Genomic DNA, 17,553 nt, shown 5'->3' with positions numbered 1-17,553 from the left:
TTGGGTAGCTCCTAAAGTTAGGCAAAAACTAACTTATCAACACCTTATTTCTTACCAGCAGGCAGGCGCCGATGATACCGGCGCTTTCACCGAGCCTCGACATTTTCAGTTTGGAATCGTTGCTTACCAGGCTGAGGGAATATTTTTTCATAGCGCTTTTTATGGGCAGGCGGATGTGGTCCTGTGTAGCAGCCAGGGCGCCACCAAGTATGACGAGTTCGGGGTTGAAGATGTTCATGAGCAGGGCAACGCCGCGACCCAGGTTCTCTCCTACTTTGGCAATAAGTTCTATGGCCAGCATATCGTCGTTGTTGGCTGCATCTATAATATCGTGCAGGTGGATATCTTCGGGGGATTGATGCGTGCGGCTCAGCATAGAGGAAGAACCTGCGGCGAGCTTTTGCCGGAACATATTCACCAGCGCCCATCCGGAGGCTTCTGTTTCCAGGCATCCTTTTTTCCCGCAGTGGCAGATGATTTCATTGTCGAACATCGGGATATGCCCTACCTCGCCGCTGTAGCCGGATTTACCGTAGTATAGCTCCCCGTTGATGAGTACGCCCATACCTATACCATAGTCGAGGTTGAGGAACAGCACGTTACGTTCGCCATTTACCAGGTCCGAGCAAAATTCTCCGTAAGCCATTGCCCGTGAGTCATTTTCCAGGAAAACGCGGATGCCTACTTTGGCGGCGATAACTTTGCTGAGGGGTTCATCGTCGAAATAGAAAAGGCTGTAGTTGTAGCCGGTGGCGTAATTGATGCGTCCCTGGATATTGATACCGATGCCGAGGATCTTTTCTTTGGGAACGGTGAGGCCGTCAATAAAGTTGTTGATCAGGAGGCACAACTGTTCCAGGGAAGCTTTGGTATTATCCAGTTCGTAGGGGAGTCCTTCCACGGTGGTGACCAGGTTTTTGTGGAGGTCCGACAGGCCCAGGTTGAGATGATCCTGTTTTACATCCACCCCGATGAAGAAGGCGGAATCCGGTACCAGTCCGTACAGGTTGGGTTTACGGCCGCCGGTGGATTCTATTTTGCCATAGTCCATTACGAGGCCGTCGACAATAAGGTCATTCACCAGGTTGGTAACTTTGGGTGTGCTGAGGTTGAGCTCTTTGCACAGATCGGCGATAGTGGCGTTGCCGGTATTGGCAAAATAGGCCAGCGCCGCCTTTTTCAGGTTGATATTCTTATAGGCTACACCGGTAGCGTTTGCGCTGTTGAGTTCTTCAAAAAAGGTTTTAGCCATAGCCATCAGATAGACTTTTACAGTAATTGCTCACCAATTTAACAGCTTAATTCTGATTTTTTAAAATTTAGGGGTAGAAACAGGGGAATGTTTCTCTATATAAATGATTTTGTTAATTCGCAAAAAATAATACCTTTGCAATCCTTTTTGAGTCAAAAAGGGGCTCTTGTCATGTATAGCCGGATAGGGTTTCCGGGCCGGTTGAACACTGGGAAGAGTAAGTTCTTTTTATTTATTGCGGATGTGATGAAATTGGTAGACATGCCAGACTTAGGATCTGGTGCCGCGAGGCATGGGGGTTCGAGTCCCTTCATCCGCACATATAATATTATGTGGCAATGCGTCAATATGGCAACGTGATAATGCTATGCTCTCCCTCACTTTCATTGTCACTCCTGTCTTATTCAGACACAGTTTCACCTGATTTTATTCAAAAATAGTTTCCTGCCATTCCTACTTGCCGTTGTGACTTCATGGCAGAAAAATAAACAAGGAATCATTATTGCTTCTTAAAGAACACTTTATACAATTCAATTATGGCAACCGTTACGAGAGAAAACATTGGTTTATTGAACGATAAGATCACTGTGAAAGTGAACCAGGAAGATTACCTTCCTAATTTTGACAAAGCAGTAAAGCAATTCAGCAAAAATGCGAACATACCAGGCTTCCGTAAAGGAATGGTACCTGCAGGTATGGTTAAGAAGATGCACGGTCAGGCTATCTTTGGCGACGAAATTCTGAAAACTGTTGAGAGAGAATTAATGGGTTATGTGCAGGCAGAAAAACTGGAGATCTTCGGCCAGCCACTGTCCCTGGAAAAACAGGCAAAAGACCTGGATTTCAACAAGCCTGCTGATTATGCCTTCGAATTTGAAGTGGGGCTGAAACCCAGCTTCAGCGTTACTCCCCTGGAAGATAACAAAACCACCCTTACAAAATATAAAGTAACCGTTACCGACGAAATGGTGAACGATGAAGTACAGCGTTTACAGCTGAAAGGTGGAAAAACAACAGAACCTGAAACAATTACTTCAGAAGATAACGTGATTAACGTTAAATTCGAAGAGTCTGACGAGAAAGGTAATGTAGTGGAAGGCGGTATCGTAAAAGAAAACGCCTTACTGGTTAAATACTTTGCACCGGCTATCCAGGCTGAGCTGCAGGGTAAAAAGAATGAAGACAGCATTGTATTCCAACTGGCTACTTCCTTTGACGAGCAGCGTTTGGGCTGGATCCTGAAAGATCTGGGCTTTGAAGCAGGCGACAAGGAAGCAGCAAACAAATATTTCAAACTGACCATCACGAAAGTTGGTTTGATTGAGAAAAGAGAACTGAATGAAGAGTTCTTCAAAGAAGTTTATCCGGGAGAAGAAATCACTACTGAAGAAGCTTTCCGCGCTAAACTGAAAGAAGAAATCGGCAAATACTGGGATTCTGAAAGCCGCAACCACCTTCACAACGACCTGTTTGAAGTACTGGTACACGAAACGCCGATTGAATTGCCAAAGGATTTCCTCAAACGCTGGCTGCAGGTAGGCGGTGAAAAGCCAAAAACTGCGGAAGAAGCGGAAAAAGAATTCCCTAGTTTTGATCATCAATTACGTTGGACACTCATCAGCGATAAACTGGTTAAAGAAAATAAACTGGAAGTTTCTTTCGAAGATCTGAAGGAAAATGCCAAACAAAAAGTATTAGGCTACTATGGCGGCGCCGCTGCTGATGGAGCAGAATGGTTAGACAGCTACCTGGATCGCCTGTTACAGGATGAGAAATTTGTAGACCAGACTTACCGTGAAATGATCACTGCCAAGTTATTTGACTGGGCTGAGGCTAAGGTGAACGTGAAAGAAGAGGAAATCAAAGCAGAAGATTTTGTTAATTTACCTCATAAACATCACCATCATGAACATTAATAATGAATTCAGAAAATATGCCATCCAGCATCGGGGAATCAGCAGCCTGGTAGTAGACAGTTACACCAAAAGCCACCAGATCAACAGTCTGACTCCTTATATCCTTGAAGAACGCCAGATGAATATGACCCAGATGGACGTTTTCTCCAGGTTGATGGCTGATCGTATTATTTTCCTGGGAGATCCCGTGAACGACTACGTAGCAAACGTGATTACTGCGCAGCTGTTGTTCCTTGAGTCTTCCGACCGTAACCGTGATATACAGATGTACATCAATAGCCCGGGAGGAAGCGTTTACGCCGGCCTGGGTATTTATGATACTATGCAGATCATTTCTCCTGACGTAGCTACTATCTGTACCGGTATGGCGGCCTCTTTCGGCGCTGTACTGCTGGTAGCAGGTACAAAAGGAAAACGTACCGCGCTGAAACATGCACGTGTAATGATTCACCAGCCTCATGGCGGTGCAGAAGGCCAGACTTCAGACATCGAAATCACTGCACGTGAGTTCGTGAAACTGAAAAAGGAACTCAACGAAATCATTGCCGGCCATTGCGGACAGCCACTCAAAAAAGTGGAAAAAGATTCTGACCGTGACTACTGGCTGACTGCGGATGAAGCAAAAGAATACGGCATCATTGATGACGTACTCCAGAAAAATCCAAAGAAAAACCTGGAAACACCTCAGTAAAGCTTAAAGCACCAGGCATAAATAAGCTATTGTAGCGAAGATTACAGCGATACATATTAAAAAACGCTATTATCTTCGCTACAATAGCTTTTGTTTTGTGAGATGATAAGCTTTACTCTATTAAGACTTACGCTTTCGGCTATTTAGTGTAAATTTGTAACCCTGCAATAACAGTGCAGGCAATGATAGTTTCGTAGAAAAATAATCTATTCCGAAATGAAAGAAATCTAAAATCCGATGCTCCTTTTGCAGCCGCTCCAAAGAAGAAGTGCAGATACTGATTGCAGGCGCTGAAGGACACATCTGTGAAAACTGTGTAGCCAACGCACAGGAGATAATTGACCAGGAGTTATTCACCCCCGGCAAAAAAGCAGCTGCAGCCGTAGCCCCCAACTTTGCACCCAAAGTGTCTAAACCAATTGACATGAAGAAATTCCTGGACGAATATGTAATTGGCCAGGATGATGCAAAGAAAATACTGGCAGTAGCTGTATACAACCACTATAAAAGACTTAACCAGCAGATTGGTGATGACGAAGTAGAGATTGAAAAATCCAACATCATCATGGTGGGCGAAACCGGTACGGGTAAAACCTTGCTGGCTAAATCCATCGCCAAACAATTAAACGTTCCCTTTGCTATTGTGGATGCGACCGTATTCACAGAAGCGGGCTACGTGGGTGAAGACGTGGAAAGTATCCTCAGCCGCCTGTTACAGGTATGTAACTACGACGTGGAAGCTGCTGAACGTGGCATTGTTTACATCGATGAGATCGATAAAATTGCCCGTAAAAATGATAACCCGTCCATTACCCGCGATGTAAGCGGCGAAGGCGTTCAACAAGGTCTCCTGAAATTACTGGAAGGCACCGAAGTACTGGTACCTCCGCAGGGCGGCCGTAAACATCCTGAACAGAAACTGATCAAGCTGAACACGCAGAATATTCTCTTTATCTGCGGTGGTGCATTTGACGGCGTGGAAAGAATCATCAGCAGAAGGGTACAGACCCACTCTATCGGTTTTACCGTAAACAAGGAAAAAGAAGAGGAAAACAGAAAACAGATCCTGCGTTATATCAACTCCCAGGACCTGAAATCCTTTGGTCTGATTCCTGAATTACTGGGCCGTTTACCAGTGGTTACCTATCTCAACTCGCTCGACAGAGATACCCTGAAACTGATCCTTACTGAGCCTAAAAACGCGCTGGTAAAGCAATACAAGAAACTTTTCAAGGTAGAAAATATCGATTTACAGATAGAAGAAGAAGCAATAGATTATATCGTGGACAAAGCGATGGAATACAAACTGGGTGCGCGTGGTTTACGCTCCATCTGTGAGGTGGTACTGAGCGATGCGATGTATGAACTGCCGTCTGCCAATGAAACACACTTTCATCTTACCAGGGAATATGCACAGGCAAAACTGGAGCAGTCGACCCTCATTAAACTGAAAGTGGCATAACTGTTCCGGTAATCCGTTAACAGCAATACTATCGCTAACTATAAAACGCTATTTATGCAGGAACTCATTCAGCAATTACAGGAAAAAGCCGGACTTACCGCCGAACAGGCCGCACAGTCCATCGATGTGATCAAAGAATATGTGAAGGGCAAATTACCTCCGTTTATTGCCGGTACAGTTGATAACTGGTTTGCAGGCATGTCGGATAAAGCCGAAGGAAAAAAGGCTGGTCTGATGGATCAGGCAGGTGATTTTCTGGATAACGTGAAAGATAAAGCGGAGGATTGGGCCGAAGAAGCAAAGGATAAAGTGTCCGATTTCTTCAACAAAGATAAAAAGTAGTTTAAAATACAGTGAAGAAGGGCTTTCCGGAGGTATTTCCCCGGAAAGCCCTTCTTCTTTTTTAGAGGCTTCTGAGATAAAGATACAACGCGGTTAACTCTTCATCCGTGTACTGTGCAGTCATATTCCACGGCATATCTTTTACCAGCAGCTGCTTTCCTTCCGGCGTTTTACCGGTACGCAGCGTGGCAATAAAATCATTTTGGCTCCATTTTCCGAGGTTCCCGGTAGAGGTGATATTGGCTACCGGCACAGCGCCCGGAACCGGGTTATCGCCGCCGGTCAATGTAGGCTTGTGGCAACCAGTGCAGGAAACCGCCAGGTACTGGCCGTACTCTTTTGTTGCCGCCTTTGCCACCTGGTTAGGCTGTTCCCGGTGATGATCTATTTTTTCCACGGGGAACAAGGGTATTTTACCCATTACAGACAGGACTTTTCCCATCGGTCCTATTTTTATAGGAATGGAAGGCGCATCTACTTTTGGCTGTGCCCTGCAAAACGCAATTATAGCCGCAATATCGTGATCATCCATTCGGGTGAACTCCTCTGAAGGCATCAGCAATAATGGCTTATTTGCGGTGTTTAAACCGTGCCGCAATGCCTTTAGCCAGTCGGTGTTATCATAGCTTTCCGGCAACCCTCCCAGGCCATAGGTGATATTATTACCCGCAATACGGCCGATAGCCGGGTCATCCACCACCATTTTTCCGCGCAGGTCTGTCCCGTGGCATTCGCCGCAACCCTTTATTTCATAGAGGTGCCGGCCCTCCGCAATAGTAGCTGAATCGGTGGGGATGGGAATGTTTCTTACTGTAACTGTATATTTTTTGCTGGCATGCTGATGGAAGAGAAAAGTAAAAACGCCGTATGCCGTTAATACGATCACTACCAGGCCCAACACGATACGTGTGGCCCACTTAAGACTTTTGGAGAACATAACAATTAAGGAATATTTCAGCTGTAAAAGTAATAGGGATAAATATTACAGGTATCAGTAGAACTACTGAATTAAAGAAGAATCATAACGTGGATTACAGGCTTCACATTTTTACTAAGCATCTTTATACGGGATAAACCAGTTCAGACCCGGTATAGAAAAGCACCCGTATTACAGGGTGCTTTTCATTGCGTAAAAGTGTTTCAAATCTTTCTTGATTTTGTGTGTTAAGGTTGATAAACGGTAAAGAGTGATGAATTAACCCAAATTTAACGTTCCTTTTGCAATATTCAATAACACTAAAGGGGTAATATTCAATTATTTTGAAAAAATGATGAACGGCTTATAAATACTCTTTTCATAAATTATAAAAATCCTGCTATCTCAATAGAATCAGTATCAATTGCAAAATCGTTATTCTATCTCAGGGCTTCCCGGGCAATTACAATCTTTTGGATCTCTGAAGTTCCCTCCCCGATGGTACATAATTTTGCATCTCGATAAAATTTTTCCACCGGGAAGTCCTTTGTATAGCCATAACCGCCAAAAATCTGTACGGCATCGTTGGCAACCCGCACGGCCACTTCCGACGCATAATATTTAGCCATAGCTGCCTGCTGGGTCATTTTTACCTTGCGGTTTTTCATATCTGCCGCCTGCATGGTGAGCAATTCTGCAGCAGCTATTTCTGTGGCCATATCCGCCAGTTTAAAGGACACGCCCTGGAAATTAGAGATGGGCTGGTCGAACTGGTACCGTTCCTTTGAGTATTTCAGGGCAGCGTCCATAGCGCCTTTGGCAATGCCAAGCGATAATGCGGCAATGGAAATCCGGCCCCCGTCCAATACTTTCATGGACTGGATAAAGCCGTCGCCTTCTGCGCCCAGCATATTATCTGCAGGAATGCGGCAATTGTCGAATACCATTTCCGCAGTTTCGGAGGCCCGCATGCCCAGTTTGTTTTCTTTCTTGCCTCCACTGAAGCCGGGAGTACCCTTTTCCACAATGAAAGCGCTCATACCATGACTGTCGCGCACGTCGCCGGTACGGACTATTACTACCGCCACATCGCAGCTTTTCCCGTGGGTAATCCAGCACTTGGTGCCATTCAGCACCCAGTCGTTGCCGTCTTTTTTAGCCACGCATTTCATATTCATGGCATCGGAACCGGTGTTAGGCTCCGTGAGCCCCCAGGCGCCGATCCATTCACCGGTAGCCAGCTTAGGCAGGTAACGCTGTTTTTGCGCTTCATTGGCAAACTGCATCGTATGACCGGTACACAACGAGTTATGGGCCGCCACGCTTAGCCCGATCGCCCCGCAGATGCGTGAAATTTCACTCACCACGGTTACATATTCCAGGTATCCCAACCCGCTGCCACCGTACTCCTGGGGCACCAGTACGCCCATCAATCCCAGTTCCCCGAGCTGTTTGAATATATGTACCGGGAACTCCTGCTGCTCGTCCCATTCCATCACGTGAGGCTGAATATGTGTTTTCCCGAAATCCCGGATCATTTGTGCAATCTGTTGTTGCATCTCCGTAGGCGCAAAGTTCATAAACGTGTGGCTTTAATATTTGATCTCAATGTAATGTTCAATTTTACGATAAATAATCTCATCCACCAACGGCAGGTTGCGGAGGTCCGATACTGCCCTGAAACCCGCGTGGCTACTGCGGTACTGCACAATGAGACGGGCCAGTTTATAGCGTATGTATGGGTGAGCTGCCAAAGATTTTTCATCTGTGAGGTTGAGGTCTAGTTTTTTTAGAGAACTGCTACCTATCTGTAAGAACGGTTGAATTTTTTGAAATGTGGAGTCGGGTAAGCCATAACATTCCGCCACCTGTTCCACGGCATAAAAACCTCCCAGCCGCTCACGGAAGGCAATAATCCGCCGCGCGAAGCCCGCTCCGATGCCCGGCAGCGACTGCCAAACGATGCTGTCTGCTGTGTTAATATCAATAGGTGCAGCCGGGGCTTTCTTACGATAACGGGTAAACGACGTATCATACCTGGCAAATGTGCTGTCCCGGTAATAGTGACGTCCTTTTTTAAATCTTTCATGCAGGGCAACGCTGTCCCCGTAGTATGATTCCCTGCCATAGTTTTTATTTCCGGGTCCGCTCCGCGGACCATATCTCCCGGAAAACCGGTTATTTTCCTTACCCGCAATGCGCACATAAGGTATCAGCTGTGTGCATAAGACGGGAGGCAACCCATATATCTTGCCCAGATCAGCCGGCGTCCTGAAATACCCGCCCCTGGCCAGGTACTTACCAATAGTAACAGCGGTGCGTTCGCTTACACCCAGCTGCTGCCAGCCACTTGCCGGCAACGTGTTGGGATCGAAGTAAAACAGGCTATCTGTGTGTGCATTACTCCGCCGGGTAAAAGCCGGTTCTTTCTCCACTGCTGCCAGCCTGGCTTCAAAGGCCGTTACGGCCGCTTTCAGGTTATCACTACCGGCAACGGGCGTACGCTGAAAATAAAAAACCAGGTCGGGGATATAGCTGGTTAATATCATGAGCAACGCCAGCGTTAATATGCCTAGCCGCTCTTTCCGGGAAAACCGCAGATATTCGCGGACAAATGATTTCCACATGGGTCAACAACAATTTTTGACCAAGCTAGGATTATGTATACAGTGTTTTGTTAACAGAAATAAAACGCCTCTAAATTTCGAGGCTAAGGCCGTCGTAGGCTAGGTGGGTACCCGCAGGCAGCTCTGCTGATACCGCTTCATGCAGCCCGAGCTGATGGCTGATATGGGTGAGGTATACTTCCGGCACTTCCAGCTCTTTTCCCAGCGCGATGGCTTCTTCCAGGGTAAAATGAGAAATGTGCTTTTCGCGGCGCAGGGCGTTCAGTACGAGGATCTTAGAACCACGGATCTTTTCTTTTTCCTCCGGCGCAATGTAGTTGGCGTCGGTGATATAGGTGAAATCATGGATGCGGAAGCCCAGCACGGGCATCTGATGATGCATGACATGTACCGGTGTAATCGTTAGTCCGTTTACATCGAAAGGATCGGCGGCAATGGTCTGCAGGTTTATTTCCGGGATGCCAGGGTATTTAAAATCAGAAAAAGCATAGGCAAACTCACGTTTGATCACACTTTGCGAGAACTCGGTGGCGTATATATTAATGGCGCTTTTCTGAAAATAGTTAAAGGCGCGGATATCGTCCATGCCGGCGATATGATCTTTATGGGAGTGGGTGATGAGTACTGCCTCCAGGTGCCCGACTTTTTCGCGCAGCATCTGGTAGCGAAAATCCGGGGTGGTATCTACTACGATATTACCGGCGGGCGCCGAGATCATAATACTGCTGCGTAAGCGTTTATTTTTTTTATCGGCCGAGGTGCAAACTTCGCAACCACAAGCTATAACCGGAACTCCCTGCGACGTACCTGTACCTAAGAATGTAACTTTCATCCCAACATCATTTGTCTGTTTTTGCCTATTCTGCTGCGTGTTCTTCCGAAGCCCCGCCTTCTTCCTCCCCCGCTTCCGGGATCGGTTTGCTGGCCTGTATCTGTTTATAGAGCTTATGCGACTCTGCCGTCAGCGCTTCTTCATCCAACGGCAGCGTCGTTAAAATATCGATCAGCGTATTGATACGCCCTTCGAGGTTCAGGAATTTGTTGATCACTACCACCTTCTTGTGTTCCAGGATGCAGTAACCGGACAGGAAACTACCTTTTTCGAAGCGCAATACATATTTGGCCTCGTCGAAGATCTTTTCCAGTTTAGTCAGGTTATTAGGTGTGATTTTGATATTCATGTCGCAAAAATAGCAAAAAGCTGTTGTTACTTTGTTACCATCCTGGCAAAAGGCACAATCATTTCTTCCAGGGAAATACCGCCGTGCTGGAAGGTATTCCGGTAATAGTTCACAAAATAGTTATAGTTGTTGGGATAACAGAGATACCCATCTCCTTTTGCAAAGATGTAGGAAGAGTTGACGTTGGGCTTTGGCAATCCGGCATCACGGGGATCGCGGAAGGCCAGCACTTCTTTCGGCTCATAGTTCAGGTTACGGCCGTGTTTGTAGCGCAGGTTGGTAGTGGTTTGTTTATCTCCGATCACCTTTACAGGTGTTTTTACCCTTACGCTGCCATGGTCTGTGGCGATGATCAGGTTTATTTTTTTATCGCTGATACGTTTCAGGGCCTGGTGCAGCGGGCTGTGTTCAAACCAGCTGGCAGTGATAGAGCGGTAAGAGGCTTCATCGCCGGCCAGTTCCTTCAGCACTTCCATTTCGGTGCGGGCATGGCTGAGCATATCCACGAAGTTGTATACAATTACGCTCAGCGGGTAATCCAGCATGTTATGGATATTATTGAGCATGGTTTGGGCATCGGCGTGATTGGTCACCTTGGTGTATGAAAACCGGGGATCCATTTTCATCTGCTTCAGCTGGGCTGCAAAAAAATGCTCTTCATACAGGTTTTTCCCGCCTTCTTCATCGTCGTTCTTCCATTCCTGGGGAAACCGGTGTTCAATATCTATGGGCAGCATGCCGGCAAAAATGGCATTACGGCTGTATTGTGTGCTGGTAGGCAAAATGCTGTAAAAAGACTCTTCCTCCACCAGCCGGAACGATTCCTGGAAAATAGGCTGGATCGCCTTCCACTGGTCGTACCGCAGGTTATCGATGAGCAGGAATACGTTGGGCACGTTGGGGTCCAGGTTAGGCACTACCTTATCGCGGAACAGGGTATGGGACATCACCGGGGCTTCTTTTGTTTTTGGATGGAGCCAGTCGCTGTAATTACGGCTGATGAACTTGGAAAACTCGTTGTTGGCCTCGGTTTTCTGGGCATTGAACACTTCCAGCATTTCCGGGCTGTTGGTTTTTGTCATTTCCATTTCCCAATACACCAGTTTCTTGTAAATGTCCATCCACTCATTAAAGTCGGGGTTGGAGCTCAGCGCCATAAACAGGCTGCGGAATTCCTGCTGGTAGGCGGTAGTGGTTTTTTCGGCCACCAGTCTTTTGTTATCAATTATTTTTTTGAGAGATAATAATACCTGGTTTGGATTTACCGGTTTGATAAGGTAGTCGGTGATCTGGGAGCCGATAGCATCGTCCATGACATTTTCCGCTTCATTTTTGGTAATCATTACCACGGGAATCTGCTGATCAATTTCCTTGATTTTACCGAGTGTTTCCAGTCCGGTGATGCCTGGCATGGATTCGTCCAGTAATACTACATCTACCACCTGTTCTTTCAAAAATTCGAGTGCGTCATATCCGTTGGTAAGGGCCGAAACTTTGTAGCCTTTGCTTTCCAGGAAGATAATCTGCGATTTCAGGGACTCTATTTCATCATCTACCCATAGTATATTTATCTGACTCATAATAAGATTTAAGGTTCCGGTAAAAAAAGGAATTTACCCCTAATTTTTTGCAAATATCATTCCCCGTCTATCATTTGCCGGTAATTATATGTTAAAAAGGGCTGAACACGGTAAAATCATAGCAGGAAAAAGTGAACAGGCTGATAAAGTTATTTACCTTCGCATCCATAACTTTAATTACCTGTAACCTACCAATTGTTTTGAACTGTCATAGGGGTATCGTGGATGCCGCGCGTCATTATAAGTAAAAAAATTACATATAATTAATTTCGGGTGTAGTTTTGCATACAGGCACCAGGGATTCAGACGCGGACGCCCCCGTCTGAAATCGTATAATTAAATGCAATGACCGAACGCAAGCGAAAAATTGTTAATGATCCGGTGTATGGCTTTATTACCATAGATCACCCGTTGATTCTTAACCTCATTTCACATCCATATTACCAGCGGCTCCGCCGCATACACCAGATGGCTTTGGCGCACCTGGTGTATCCTGGTGCTATGCATACGCGGTTTCATCATAGCATGGGCGCCTATCACCTCATCAGTATGGCGCTGCTGGAACTCCGGAGCAAGGGGGCAGACATTACCCCGGAAGAGGAAGTAGCGGCCAAAATGGCCATTTTACTGCATGACATAGGGCATGGGCCTTATTCCCACGCTTTAGAGAATGGCATTATTGAAGGGGTATCTCATGAAGAGATTTCCCAGTGGCTGATGGAGGCATTGAACAAGGAGATGGATGGCGCCCTGTCCCTTACACTGGATATTTTCAATGGACGTTATCATAAAAAATTCCTGCATCAGCTGGTGTCGAGCCAGCTGGATGTAGACAGAATGGACTACCTGAACCGCGACAGCTTCTATACCGGGGTGGCCGAGGGCACCATCGGGTACGACCGCATTATCAAGATGCTGATTGTACATAAGGGGGAGCTGATGGTAGAGGAAAAGGGAATTTATTCTATTGAGAAGTTTATCATAGCCCGGCGGCTGATGTACTGGCAGGTATACCTGCATAAAACGGTGCTCAGCGCCGAAAACATGCTGGTAAAAATCCTGATCAGGGCTAAAGCGCTGGCACAGGAGGGAAAGGAGCTGTTTTGCTCTCCTGCCCTGTCATATTTCCTGTACAATACCATTACAAAGAACAATTTTGAATGCGGACCGGAATGCCTGGAGTTATTTTGCCAACTGGACGACTATGATATTATGGGGGCGATTAAAGTTTGGACAACACACGAGGACAAGGTTTTGTCCCTTTTATGCAAGTGGCTGATAGACAGGAACTTATTCAAGGTTGTGTTAAGTAATCAGGCGTTTGACGGAAGTGCAGCACTATTATTGAAGGAACAGGTCAGACAAAAATGGGGGATTGAAGGAGCGGATCTGGACTACTTCGTTTTTTCCGGTGCGGCCTCGTTAAGGGCTTATAACGTTAATGACGAGAAGATCAATATCCTATTTAAAGATGGAACTGTAAAAGACATTTCCTCCATCGACAATGCACTGATTAGCCATACACTGGCGATACCGGTAAAAAAATTCTACATTTGTCATCCAAAAATTCAGGCTAACAACGTTTTATAAGGAATAAAATGTTAAATAAATAAGTTCATACTATCCGGTGTAGCCTGGAAAACATTACAATTTTAAACTATGCAGTTTAGCGCATTACAATTAGCTACCATGTTAGATGGTAAGCTGGAGGGAAATCCGGACGTAAAGGTGAGCAACATCGCCAAGATTGAAGAAGCTGGCGAGGGCATGCTCAGTTTCATTGCCAATCCTAAGTATGAAGAATTCATATATACCACCAATGCCTCCATTCTGATCGTGAATGAGAGCCTGGTGATTGAGCGTCCGATCAAATCGACCCTGATCCGGGTGAAGGATGCCTATAGCAGCTTTGCGTTGTTATTGGAGCAGTACAGGTACCTGACCGGCAATAAATCCGGTATTCAGCAGCCATCTTACATTCCTGCATCTGTGAAGATGGGGGAAAACGTGTTTGTGGGTGCTTTTGCGTACCTCGGTGAAAATGTGGTGCTGGGCAACAACGTAAAAATATACCCTGGCGTATATCTGGGTGATAATGTGATCGTTAATAACGATTCCATCCTGTATCCGGGCGTAAAAGTATACGACAACTGTATTGTGGGTAGCCGCGTAATGCTGCATGCAGGTTGTGTGATAGGCGGCGATGGCTTTGGATTTGCTCCTCAGCCGGATAGTTCCTATAAAAAAGTACCCCAGATTGGCAACGTGGTGATCCACGATGATGTGGAAATCGGCGCAAACACTACTATCGACCGCGCTACCATGGGTAGTACGGTGATCCGTAAGGGTGTGAAGCTGGATAACCTGATCCAGGTGGCACATAATGTGGACATCGGCATTAATACGGTGATTGCGGCACAAACCGGGGTTTCCGGCAGCACCAAAATCGGCCAGAACTGCGTGATCGGTGGCCAGGTAGGGATGGTTGGTCATATCCACATAGCCGACAATACCAAAATCAATGCACAGAGCGGCTTATCCAAGTCGATTACAGTACCCAATACCTCTCTGACAGGCTCTCCGGCGTATGATTATAAAAGTTCGCTGAAAAGTCAGGCAATTTTTAGAAATTTGCCGGACCTTGAAAAGCGCGTAAAGGAGCTGGAAGAGATGGTTAAACAACTGCTGCAAGAGCGGGCAGGTGTATAAATGATTACTGGTTAAATAGTTATATATTAGTTACCTTATTATGGAAAATCAACAGTTGCAATACCAGCATACCTTAAAGGGTGAGATCACCTTGTCGGGTATTGGCTTGCATACAGGCGCCTATGTTAATATGACCCTTAAACCGGCTACGCCGGGGCATGGGATTAAGTTTCAACGTGTAGACCTGCCGGGACAACCCATCGTGAAAGCAGATGTGGATTATGTGGTAGAAACAACCCGCAGCACCACGCTCGAGCACAACGGCGCCAGAGTGAGTACCGTAGAACACATTATGGCTGCTTTGGCAGGAACCGGTGTGGACAACGTACTGGTGGAACTGGATGGTGGCGAAATTCCTATCATGGACGGAAGCGCCTACGCGTTTATTGAAGCGATAGAAAAAACCGGTCTGCAAAACCAGGATGCCAAGAAAGTATACTATACTATTGATACCAACATCACTTACTATGATGAGAAGAAAAAGGTAGAAATGGTGGCGATGCCGGCCCTGGATTACCGCATTACCTGTCTTATCGACTTCAACTCACCGGTATTAGGTACCCAGCACGCGAAAATGAAGGGTATCGAAGAGTTCAAAACAGAGATTGCACCCTGCCGTACCTTCTGCTTCCTGCATGAACTGGAATACCAGCTGTCGCTGAACCTCATTAAAGGCGGGGATATCAACAACGCGATTGTGGTAGTGGACAAGCCGGTTACCGAAGAGGAGCTGGAACGTTTAGCAAAGGTATTTAACCGGGAAACCATTTCTGTACAGAAAGAAGGTATCCTGAACAATATAGAATTACGTTTCCCGAACGAACCGGCACGTCACAAACTGCTGGACGTGGTGGGTGATCTGGCCCTGATCGGATATCCGATCAATGCGCATATCATTGCCAACCGTCCCGGACATGCCTCCAACGTGGAGTTTGCCCGTGCGATCAAAGCGTATATCAAAAAGAACAAACATAATAAAGACGTACCTGTTTACGATCCTAATCAGCCACCTGTATTTGATACACCACGTATTGAAAGAACATTGCCGCACCGTTACCCGATGCTGCTGGTTGATAAGATCATTGAACTGGGAGAAGAAAAAGTGGTAGGTATCAAGAATGTTACCTTCAACGAGCATTTCTTCCAGGGACATTTCCCTTCAAATCCTGTAATGCCGGGCGTTCTGCAATTGGAAGCGCTGGCGCAGGTAGGCGGTATTCTTGCATTGAACCGCGTACCTGATCCTGAAAACTATGATACCTATTTCCTGAAGATAGATAATTGTAAATTCAAACAGAAAGTAGTTCCGGGCGACACCATGATATTAAAAATGGAGTTGCTGAGTCCTATCAGAAGAGGACTTGTGGAAATGCGGGGGACAGTATTCATCGGCAACAAAGTAGCTACTGAGGCCGACATGATCGCACAAATTATAAAAACAAGAGAAGGCAAATAATAGCAATGATCCACCCGCTTACATACATACATCCGGACGCCAAAGTTGCGCCTAATGTAAAAATTGATCCATTTACCGTTATACATAAAAACGTAGAAATCGGTGATGGTACCTGGATAGGTTCCAACGTAACTATTATGGAAGGAGCCCGCATCGGCAAAAACTGCCGTATTTTTCCAGGCGCTGTTATTTCTGCCATCCCCCAGGATTTGAAATTTGCGGGTGAAGAAACTACCGTTGAAATCGGCGACAACACCACTATCCGTGAATATGTGACGATCAACCGCGGTACCAAAGACAAATGGAAAACCACCATCGGGAATAACTGCCTGATCATGGCATATAGCCACATTGCACACGATTGCGAAGTAGGCAACTACTGCGTATTTTCAAATAATACTACCCTTGCCGGTCACATTACCGTGGGCGACCACGTGGTACTGGCTGGAATGGTAGCCATTCAACAATTCTGTAAAGTAGGCGATCACGCATTTGTAACCGGCGGTTCCATGGTGCGTAAAGATGTGCCTCCTTTCGTAAAAGCAGCACGTGAACCACTTTCCTATGTGGGCGTAAATTCCGTAGGGTTAAAGAGAAGAGGCTTTTCCCTGGAAAAGATCAACTCTATCCTGGACATTTACCGTGTCATCTTTGTAAAAGGTTATAAATTATCAAAAGCCGTGAATATCATCGAAGCAGAATTTCCTGCTACCGATGAAAGAGATGAAATCCTGTCGTTCATCCGTGAATCAGGACGTGGCATCATGAGAGGCTATACTTCCAGGACCAATGACGATATCTCTTAACCAGACAGGTAAGCGTTTTAACTACGACTGGATTTTCCGTCGGGTAACCCTCACCTTTAGTGAAGGACAACGTTATGCCATACTGGGTCCCAATGGTTCAGGGAAATCCACTTTATTACAGGTAATCAGCGGCGCCATTCAACACAATGAAGGCGCCGTTACCTATAGCACGCCGGAAAAACCCATCGCTCCCGATGCGTTTTTCCAGTATTGCGCCATCGCTGCTCCTTATCTTGAACTCATCGAAGAGTTCACCCTCACAGAAATCATCCAGTTCCATCAACAGTTCAAAAGCTTCCTGCCGGGAATCACTCCCGCCATTGCCATGCAGCTGGTAGGACTGGAAAAAGCCGCCAACAAACAACTCCGTAACTTTTCTTCCGGGATGAAACAGCGTATCAAGCTGGCCCTCGCCATCCTGTCTGATGTCCCCGTTCTTTTGCTGGATGAACCCTGTACTAACCTGGATGCCGCCGGTATCGCCGTATACCAGCAACTCATCAATGAATATGGCGGCAACCGCCTGATTATTGTAAGCTCCAACGATGAACAGGAATACTTCATGTGCCGCGAACATATCCATATCCTGGATTATAAATAAGATAAAATCACCGG

At 46.2% G+C, this 17,553-nt stretch carries 16 protein-coding genes and 1 tRNA gene; 10 read left to right on the top strand and 7 right to left on the bottom strand.

Annotated features, from left to right (window positions below):
• Positions 1-28: 28 nt before the first annotated feature.
• Positions 29-1,258: an ROK family transcriptional regulator gene (locus tag QFZ48_RS13815; protein ID WP_429062655.1), complete on the bottom strand. Its 1,230-nt coding sequence runs from the start codon at positions 1,256-1,258 to the stop codon at positions 29-31.
• 231 nt (positions 1,259-1,489) lie between these two features.
• Here QFZ48_RS13815 and QFZ48_RS13810 point away from each other — a divergent pair.
• The 5 genes from QFZ48_RS13810 (at position 1,490) to QFZ48_RS13790 (ending at position 5,663) form a co-directional block, all read left to right on the top strand.
• Positions 1,490-1,571 (top strand) — tRNA-Leu (locus QFZ48_RS13810).
• 217 nt (positions 1,572-1,788) lie between these two features.
• Positions 1,789-3,168, top strand: coding sequence for a trigger factor (tig, locus tag QFZ48_RS13805; protein WP_429062653.1), 1,380 nt, complete (start codon positions 1,789-1,791; stop codon positions 3,166-3,168).
• Positions 3,158-3,859 (top strand): ATP-dependent Clp endopeptidase proteolytic subunit ClpP, encoded by a 702-nt coding sequence (clpP, locus tag QFZ48_RS13800; protein ID WP_370913362.1) that lies wholly within the window; start codon positions 3,158-3,160, stop codon positions 3,857-3,859. Before tig ends, clpP begins: the two co-directional genes overlap by 11 nt.
• 232 nt (positions 3,860-4,091) lie before the next feature.
• Positions 4,092-5,321: an ATP-dependent Clp protease ATP-binding subunit ClpX gene (clpX, locus tag QFZ48_RS13795; protein ID WP_429065503.1), complete on the top strand. Its 1,230-nt coding sequence runs from the start codon at positions 4,092-4,094 to the stop codon at positions 5,319-5,321.
• 54 nt (positions 5,322-5,375) lie between these two features.
• Positions 5,376-5,663, top strand: coding sequence for a hypothetical protein (locus QFZ48_RS13790; RefSeq protein ID WP_079473575.1), 288 nt, complete (start codon positions 5,376-5,378; stop codon positions 5,661-5,663).
• A gap of 61 nt (positions 5,664-5,724) precedes the next feature.
• Here QFZ48_RS13790 and QFZ48_RS13785 read toward each other — a convergent pair whose 3' ends face one another.
• From QFZ48_RS13785 to QFZ48_RS13760, 6 genes are all read right to left on the bottom strand, one after another.
• A complete protein-coding gene (locus tag QFZ48_RS13785) occupies positions 5,725-6,600 on the bottom strand; it encodes a c-type cytochrome (RefSeq protein WP_429062652.1) in 876 nt (291 codons plus the stop codon).
• A gap of 419 nt (positions 6,601-7,019) precedes the next feature.
• Positions 7,020-8,159 carry an acyl-CoA dehydrogenase family protein gene (locus QFZ48_RS13780; protein ID WP_429042101.1) on the bottom strand — a complete coding sequence of 380 codons (1,140 nt, stop codon included), beginning with the start codon at positions 8,157-8,159 and terminating at the stop codon, positions 7,020-7,022.
• A 12-nt stretch (positions 8,160-8,171) separates the two neighbouring features.
• A complete protein-coding gene (locus QFZ48_RS13775; RefSeq protein WP_429042103.1) occupies positions 8,172-9,206 on the bottom strand; it encodes a helix-hairpin-helix domain-containing protein in 1,035 nt (344 codons plus the stop codon).
• Positions 9,207-9,276: 70 nt separating this feature from the next.
• Positions 9,277-10,038: an MBL fold metallo-hydrolase gene (locus tag QFZ48_RS13770; RefSeq protein WP_429042104.1), complete on the bottom strand. Its 762-nt coding sequence runs from the start codon at positions 10,036-10,038 to the stop codon at positions 9,277-9,279.
• Positions 10,039-10,063: 25 nt separating this feature from the next.
• The gene (locus tag QFZ48_RS13765) at positions 10,064-10,387 is read right to left on the bottom strand and encodes a hypothetical protein (protein ID WP_370913367.1); all 324 of its coding nucleotides are present in this window, start codon (positions 10,385-10,387) and stop codon (positions 10,064-10,066) included.
• A gap of 26 nt (positions 10,388-10,413) precedes the next feature.
• Positions 10,414-11,967: a response regulator gene (locus tag QFZ48_RS13760; protein WP_370913368.1), complete on the bottom strand. Its 1,554-nt coding sequence runs from the start codon at positions 11,965-11,967 to the stop codon at positions 10,414-10,416.
• A gap of 345 nt (positions 11,968-12,312) precedes the next feature.
• Between QFZ48_RS13760 and QFZ48_RS13755 the strand changes: the two genes are divergently transcribed.
• The 5 genes from QFZ48_RS13755 to QFZ48_RS13735 all read left to right on the top strand — a co-directional run bounded on the left by QFZ48_RS13755 (position 12,313) and on the right by QFZ48_RS13735 (position 17,539).
• Positions 12,313-13,557: an HD domain-containing protein gene (locus QFZ48_RS13755; RefSeq protein WP_429042107.1), complete on the top strand. Its 1,245-nt coding sequence runs from the start codon at positions 12,313-12,315 to the stop codon at positions 13,555-13,557.
• A 69-nt stretch (positions 13,558-13,626) separates the two neighbouring features.
• The gene (gene lpxD, locus QFZ48_RS13750) at positions 13,627-14,676 is read left to right on the top strand and encodes a UDP-3-O-(3-hydroxymyristoyl)glucosamine N-acyltransferase (RefSeq protein WP_429042108.1); all 1,050 of its coding nucleotides are present in this window, start codon (positions 13,627-13,629) and stop codon (positions 14,674-14,676) included.
• A 40-nt stretch (positions 14,677-14,716) separates the two neighbouring features.
• Positions 14,717-16,132: a bifunctional UDP-3-O-[3-hydroxymyristoyl] N-acetylglucosamine deacetylase/3-hydroxyacyl-ACP dehydratase gene (locus QFZ48_RS13745; RefSeq protein WP_429062650.1), complete on the top strand. Its 1,416-nt coding sequence runs from the start codon at positions 14,717-14,719 to the stop codon at positions 16,130-16,132.
• A 5-nt stretch (positions 16,133-16,137) separates the two neighbouring features.
• Entirely contained in the window at positions 16,138-16,938 is an 801-nt protein-coding gene (gene lpxA, locus QFZ48_RS13740; RefSeq protein ID WP_325643621.1) for an acyl-ACP--UDP-N-acetylglucosamine O-acyltransferase, read from the top strand.
• The gene (locus tag QFZ48_RS13735) at positions 16,922-17,539 is read left to right on the top strand and encodes an ABC transporter ATP-binding protein (protein WP_429062648.1); all 618 of its coding nucleotides are present in this window, start codon (positions 16,922-16,924) and stop codon (positions 17,537-17,539) included. The genes lpxA and QFZ48_RS13735 overlap by 17 nt, the downstream gene beginning before the upstream one ends.
• The last annotated feature ends 14 nt before the right edge of the window (positions 17,540-17,553 follow it).

It is taken from the genome of Chitinophaga sp. W2I13 (genome assembly GCF_050434005.1).
Classification (GTDB): Bacteria; Bacteroidota; Bacteroidia; order Chitinophagales; family Chitinophagaceae; genus Chitinophaga.
This window is presented reverse-complemented; position numbering and strand designations above follow the sequence as displayed.

Excerpts from the sequence above, each read along its gene's own strand:
- lpxA (WP_325643621.1), top strand. The coding sequence starts at position 16,138 with ATGATCCACCCGCTTACATACATACATCCGGACGCCAAAGTTGCGCCT.
- QFZ48_RS13780 (WP_429042101.1), bottom strand. The coding sequence starts at position 8,159 with ATGAACTTTGCGCCTACGGAGATGCAACAACAGATTGCACAAATGATC.
- QFZ48_RS13775 (WP_429042103.1), bottom strand. The coding sequence starts at position 9,206 with ATGTGGAAATCATTTGTCCGCGAATATCTGCGGTTTTCCCGGAAAGAG.
- QFZ48_RS13760 (WP_370913368.1), bottom strand. The coding sequence starts at position 11,967 with ATGAGTCAGATAAATATACTATGGGTAGATGATGAAATAGAGTCCCTG.
- QFZ48_RS13770 (WP_429042104.1), bottom strand. The coding sequence starts at position 10,038 with ATGAAAGTTACATTCTTAGGTACAGGTACGTCGCAGGGAGTTCCGGTT.
- QFZ48_RS13735 (WP_429062648.1), top strand. The coding sequence starts at position 16,922 with ATGACGATATCTCTTAACCAGACAGGTAAGCGTTTTAACTACGACTGG.
- tig (WP_429062653.1), top strand. The coding sequence starts at position 1,789 with ATGGCAACCGTTACGAGAGAAAACATTGGTTTATTGAACGATAAGATC.
- QFZ48_RS13815 (WP_429062655.1), bottom strand. The coding sequence starts at position 1,258 with ATGGCTATGGCTAAAACCTTTTTTGAAGAACTCAACAGCGCAAACGCT.
- clpP (WP_370913362.1), top strand. The coding sequence starts at position 3,158 with ATGAACATTAATAATGAATTCAGAAAATATGCCATCCAGCATCGGGGA.
- lpxD (WP_429042108.1), top strand. The coding sequence starts at position 13,627 with ATGCAGTTTAGCGCATTACAATTAGCTACCATGTTAGATGGTAAGCTG.
- QFZ48_RS13745 (WP_429062650.1), top strand. The coding sequence starts at position 14,717 with ATGGAAAATCAACAGTTGCAATACCAGCATACCTTAAAGGGTGAGATC.
- QFZ48_RS13790 (WP_079473575.1), top strand. The coding sequence starts at position 5,376 with ATGCAGGAACTCATTCAGCAATTACAGGAAAAAGCCGGACTTACCGCC.
- QFZ48_RS13755 (WP_429042107.1), top strand. The coding sequence starts at position 12,313 with ATGACCGAACGCAAGCGAAAAATTGTTAATGATCCGGTGTATGGCTTT.
- QFZ48_RS13785 (WP_429062652.1), bottom strand. The coding sequence starts at position 6,600 with ATGTTCTCCAAAAGTCTTAAGTGGGCCACACGTATCGTGTTGGGCCTG.
- QFZ48_RS13765 (WP_370913367.1), bottom strand. The coding sequence starts at position 10,387 with ATGAATATCAAAATCACACCTAATAACCTGACTAAACTGGAAAAGATC.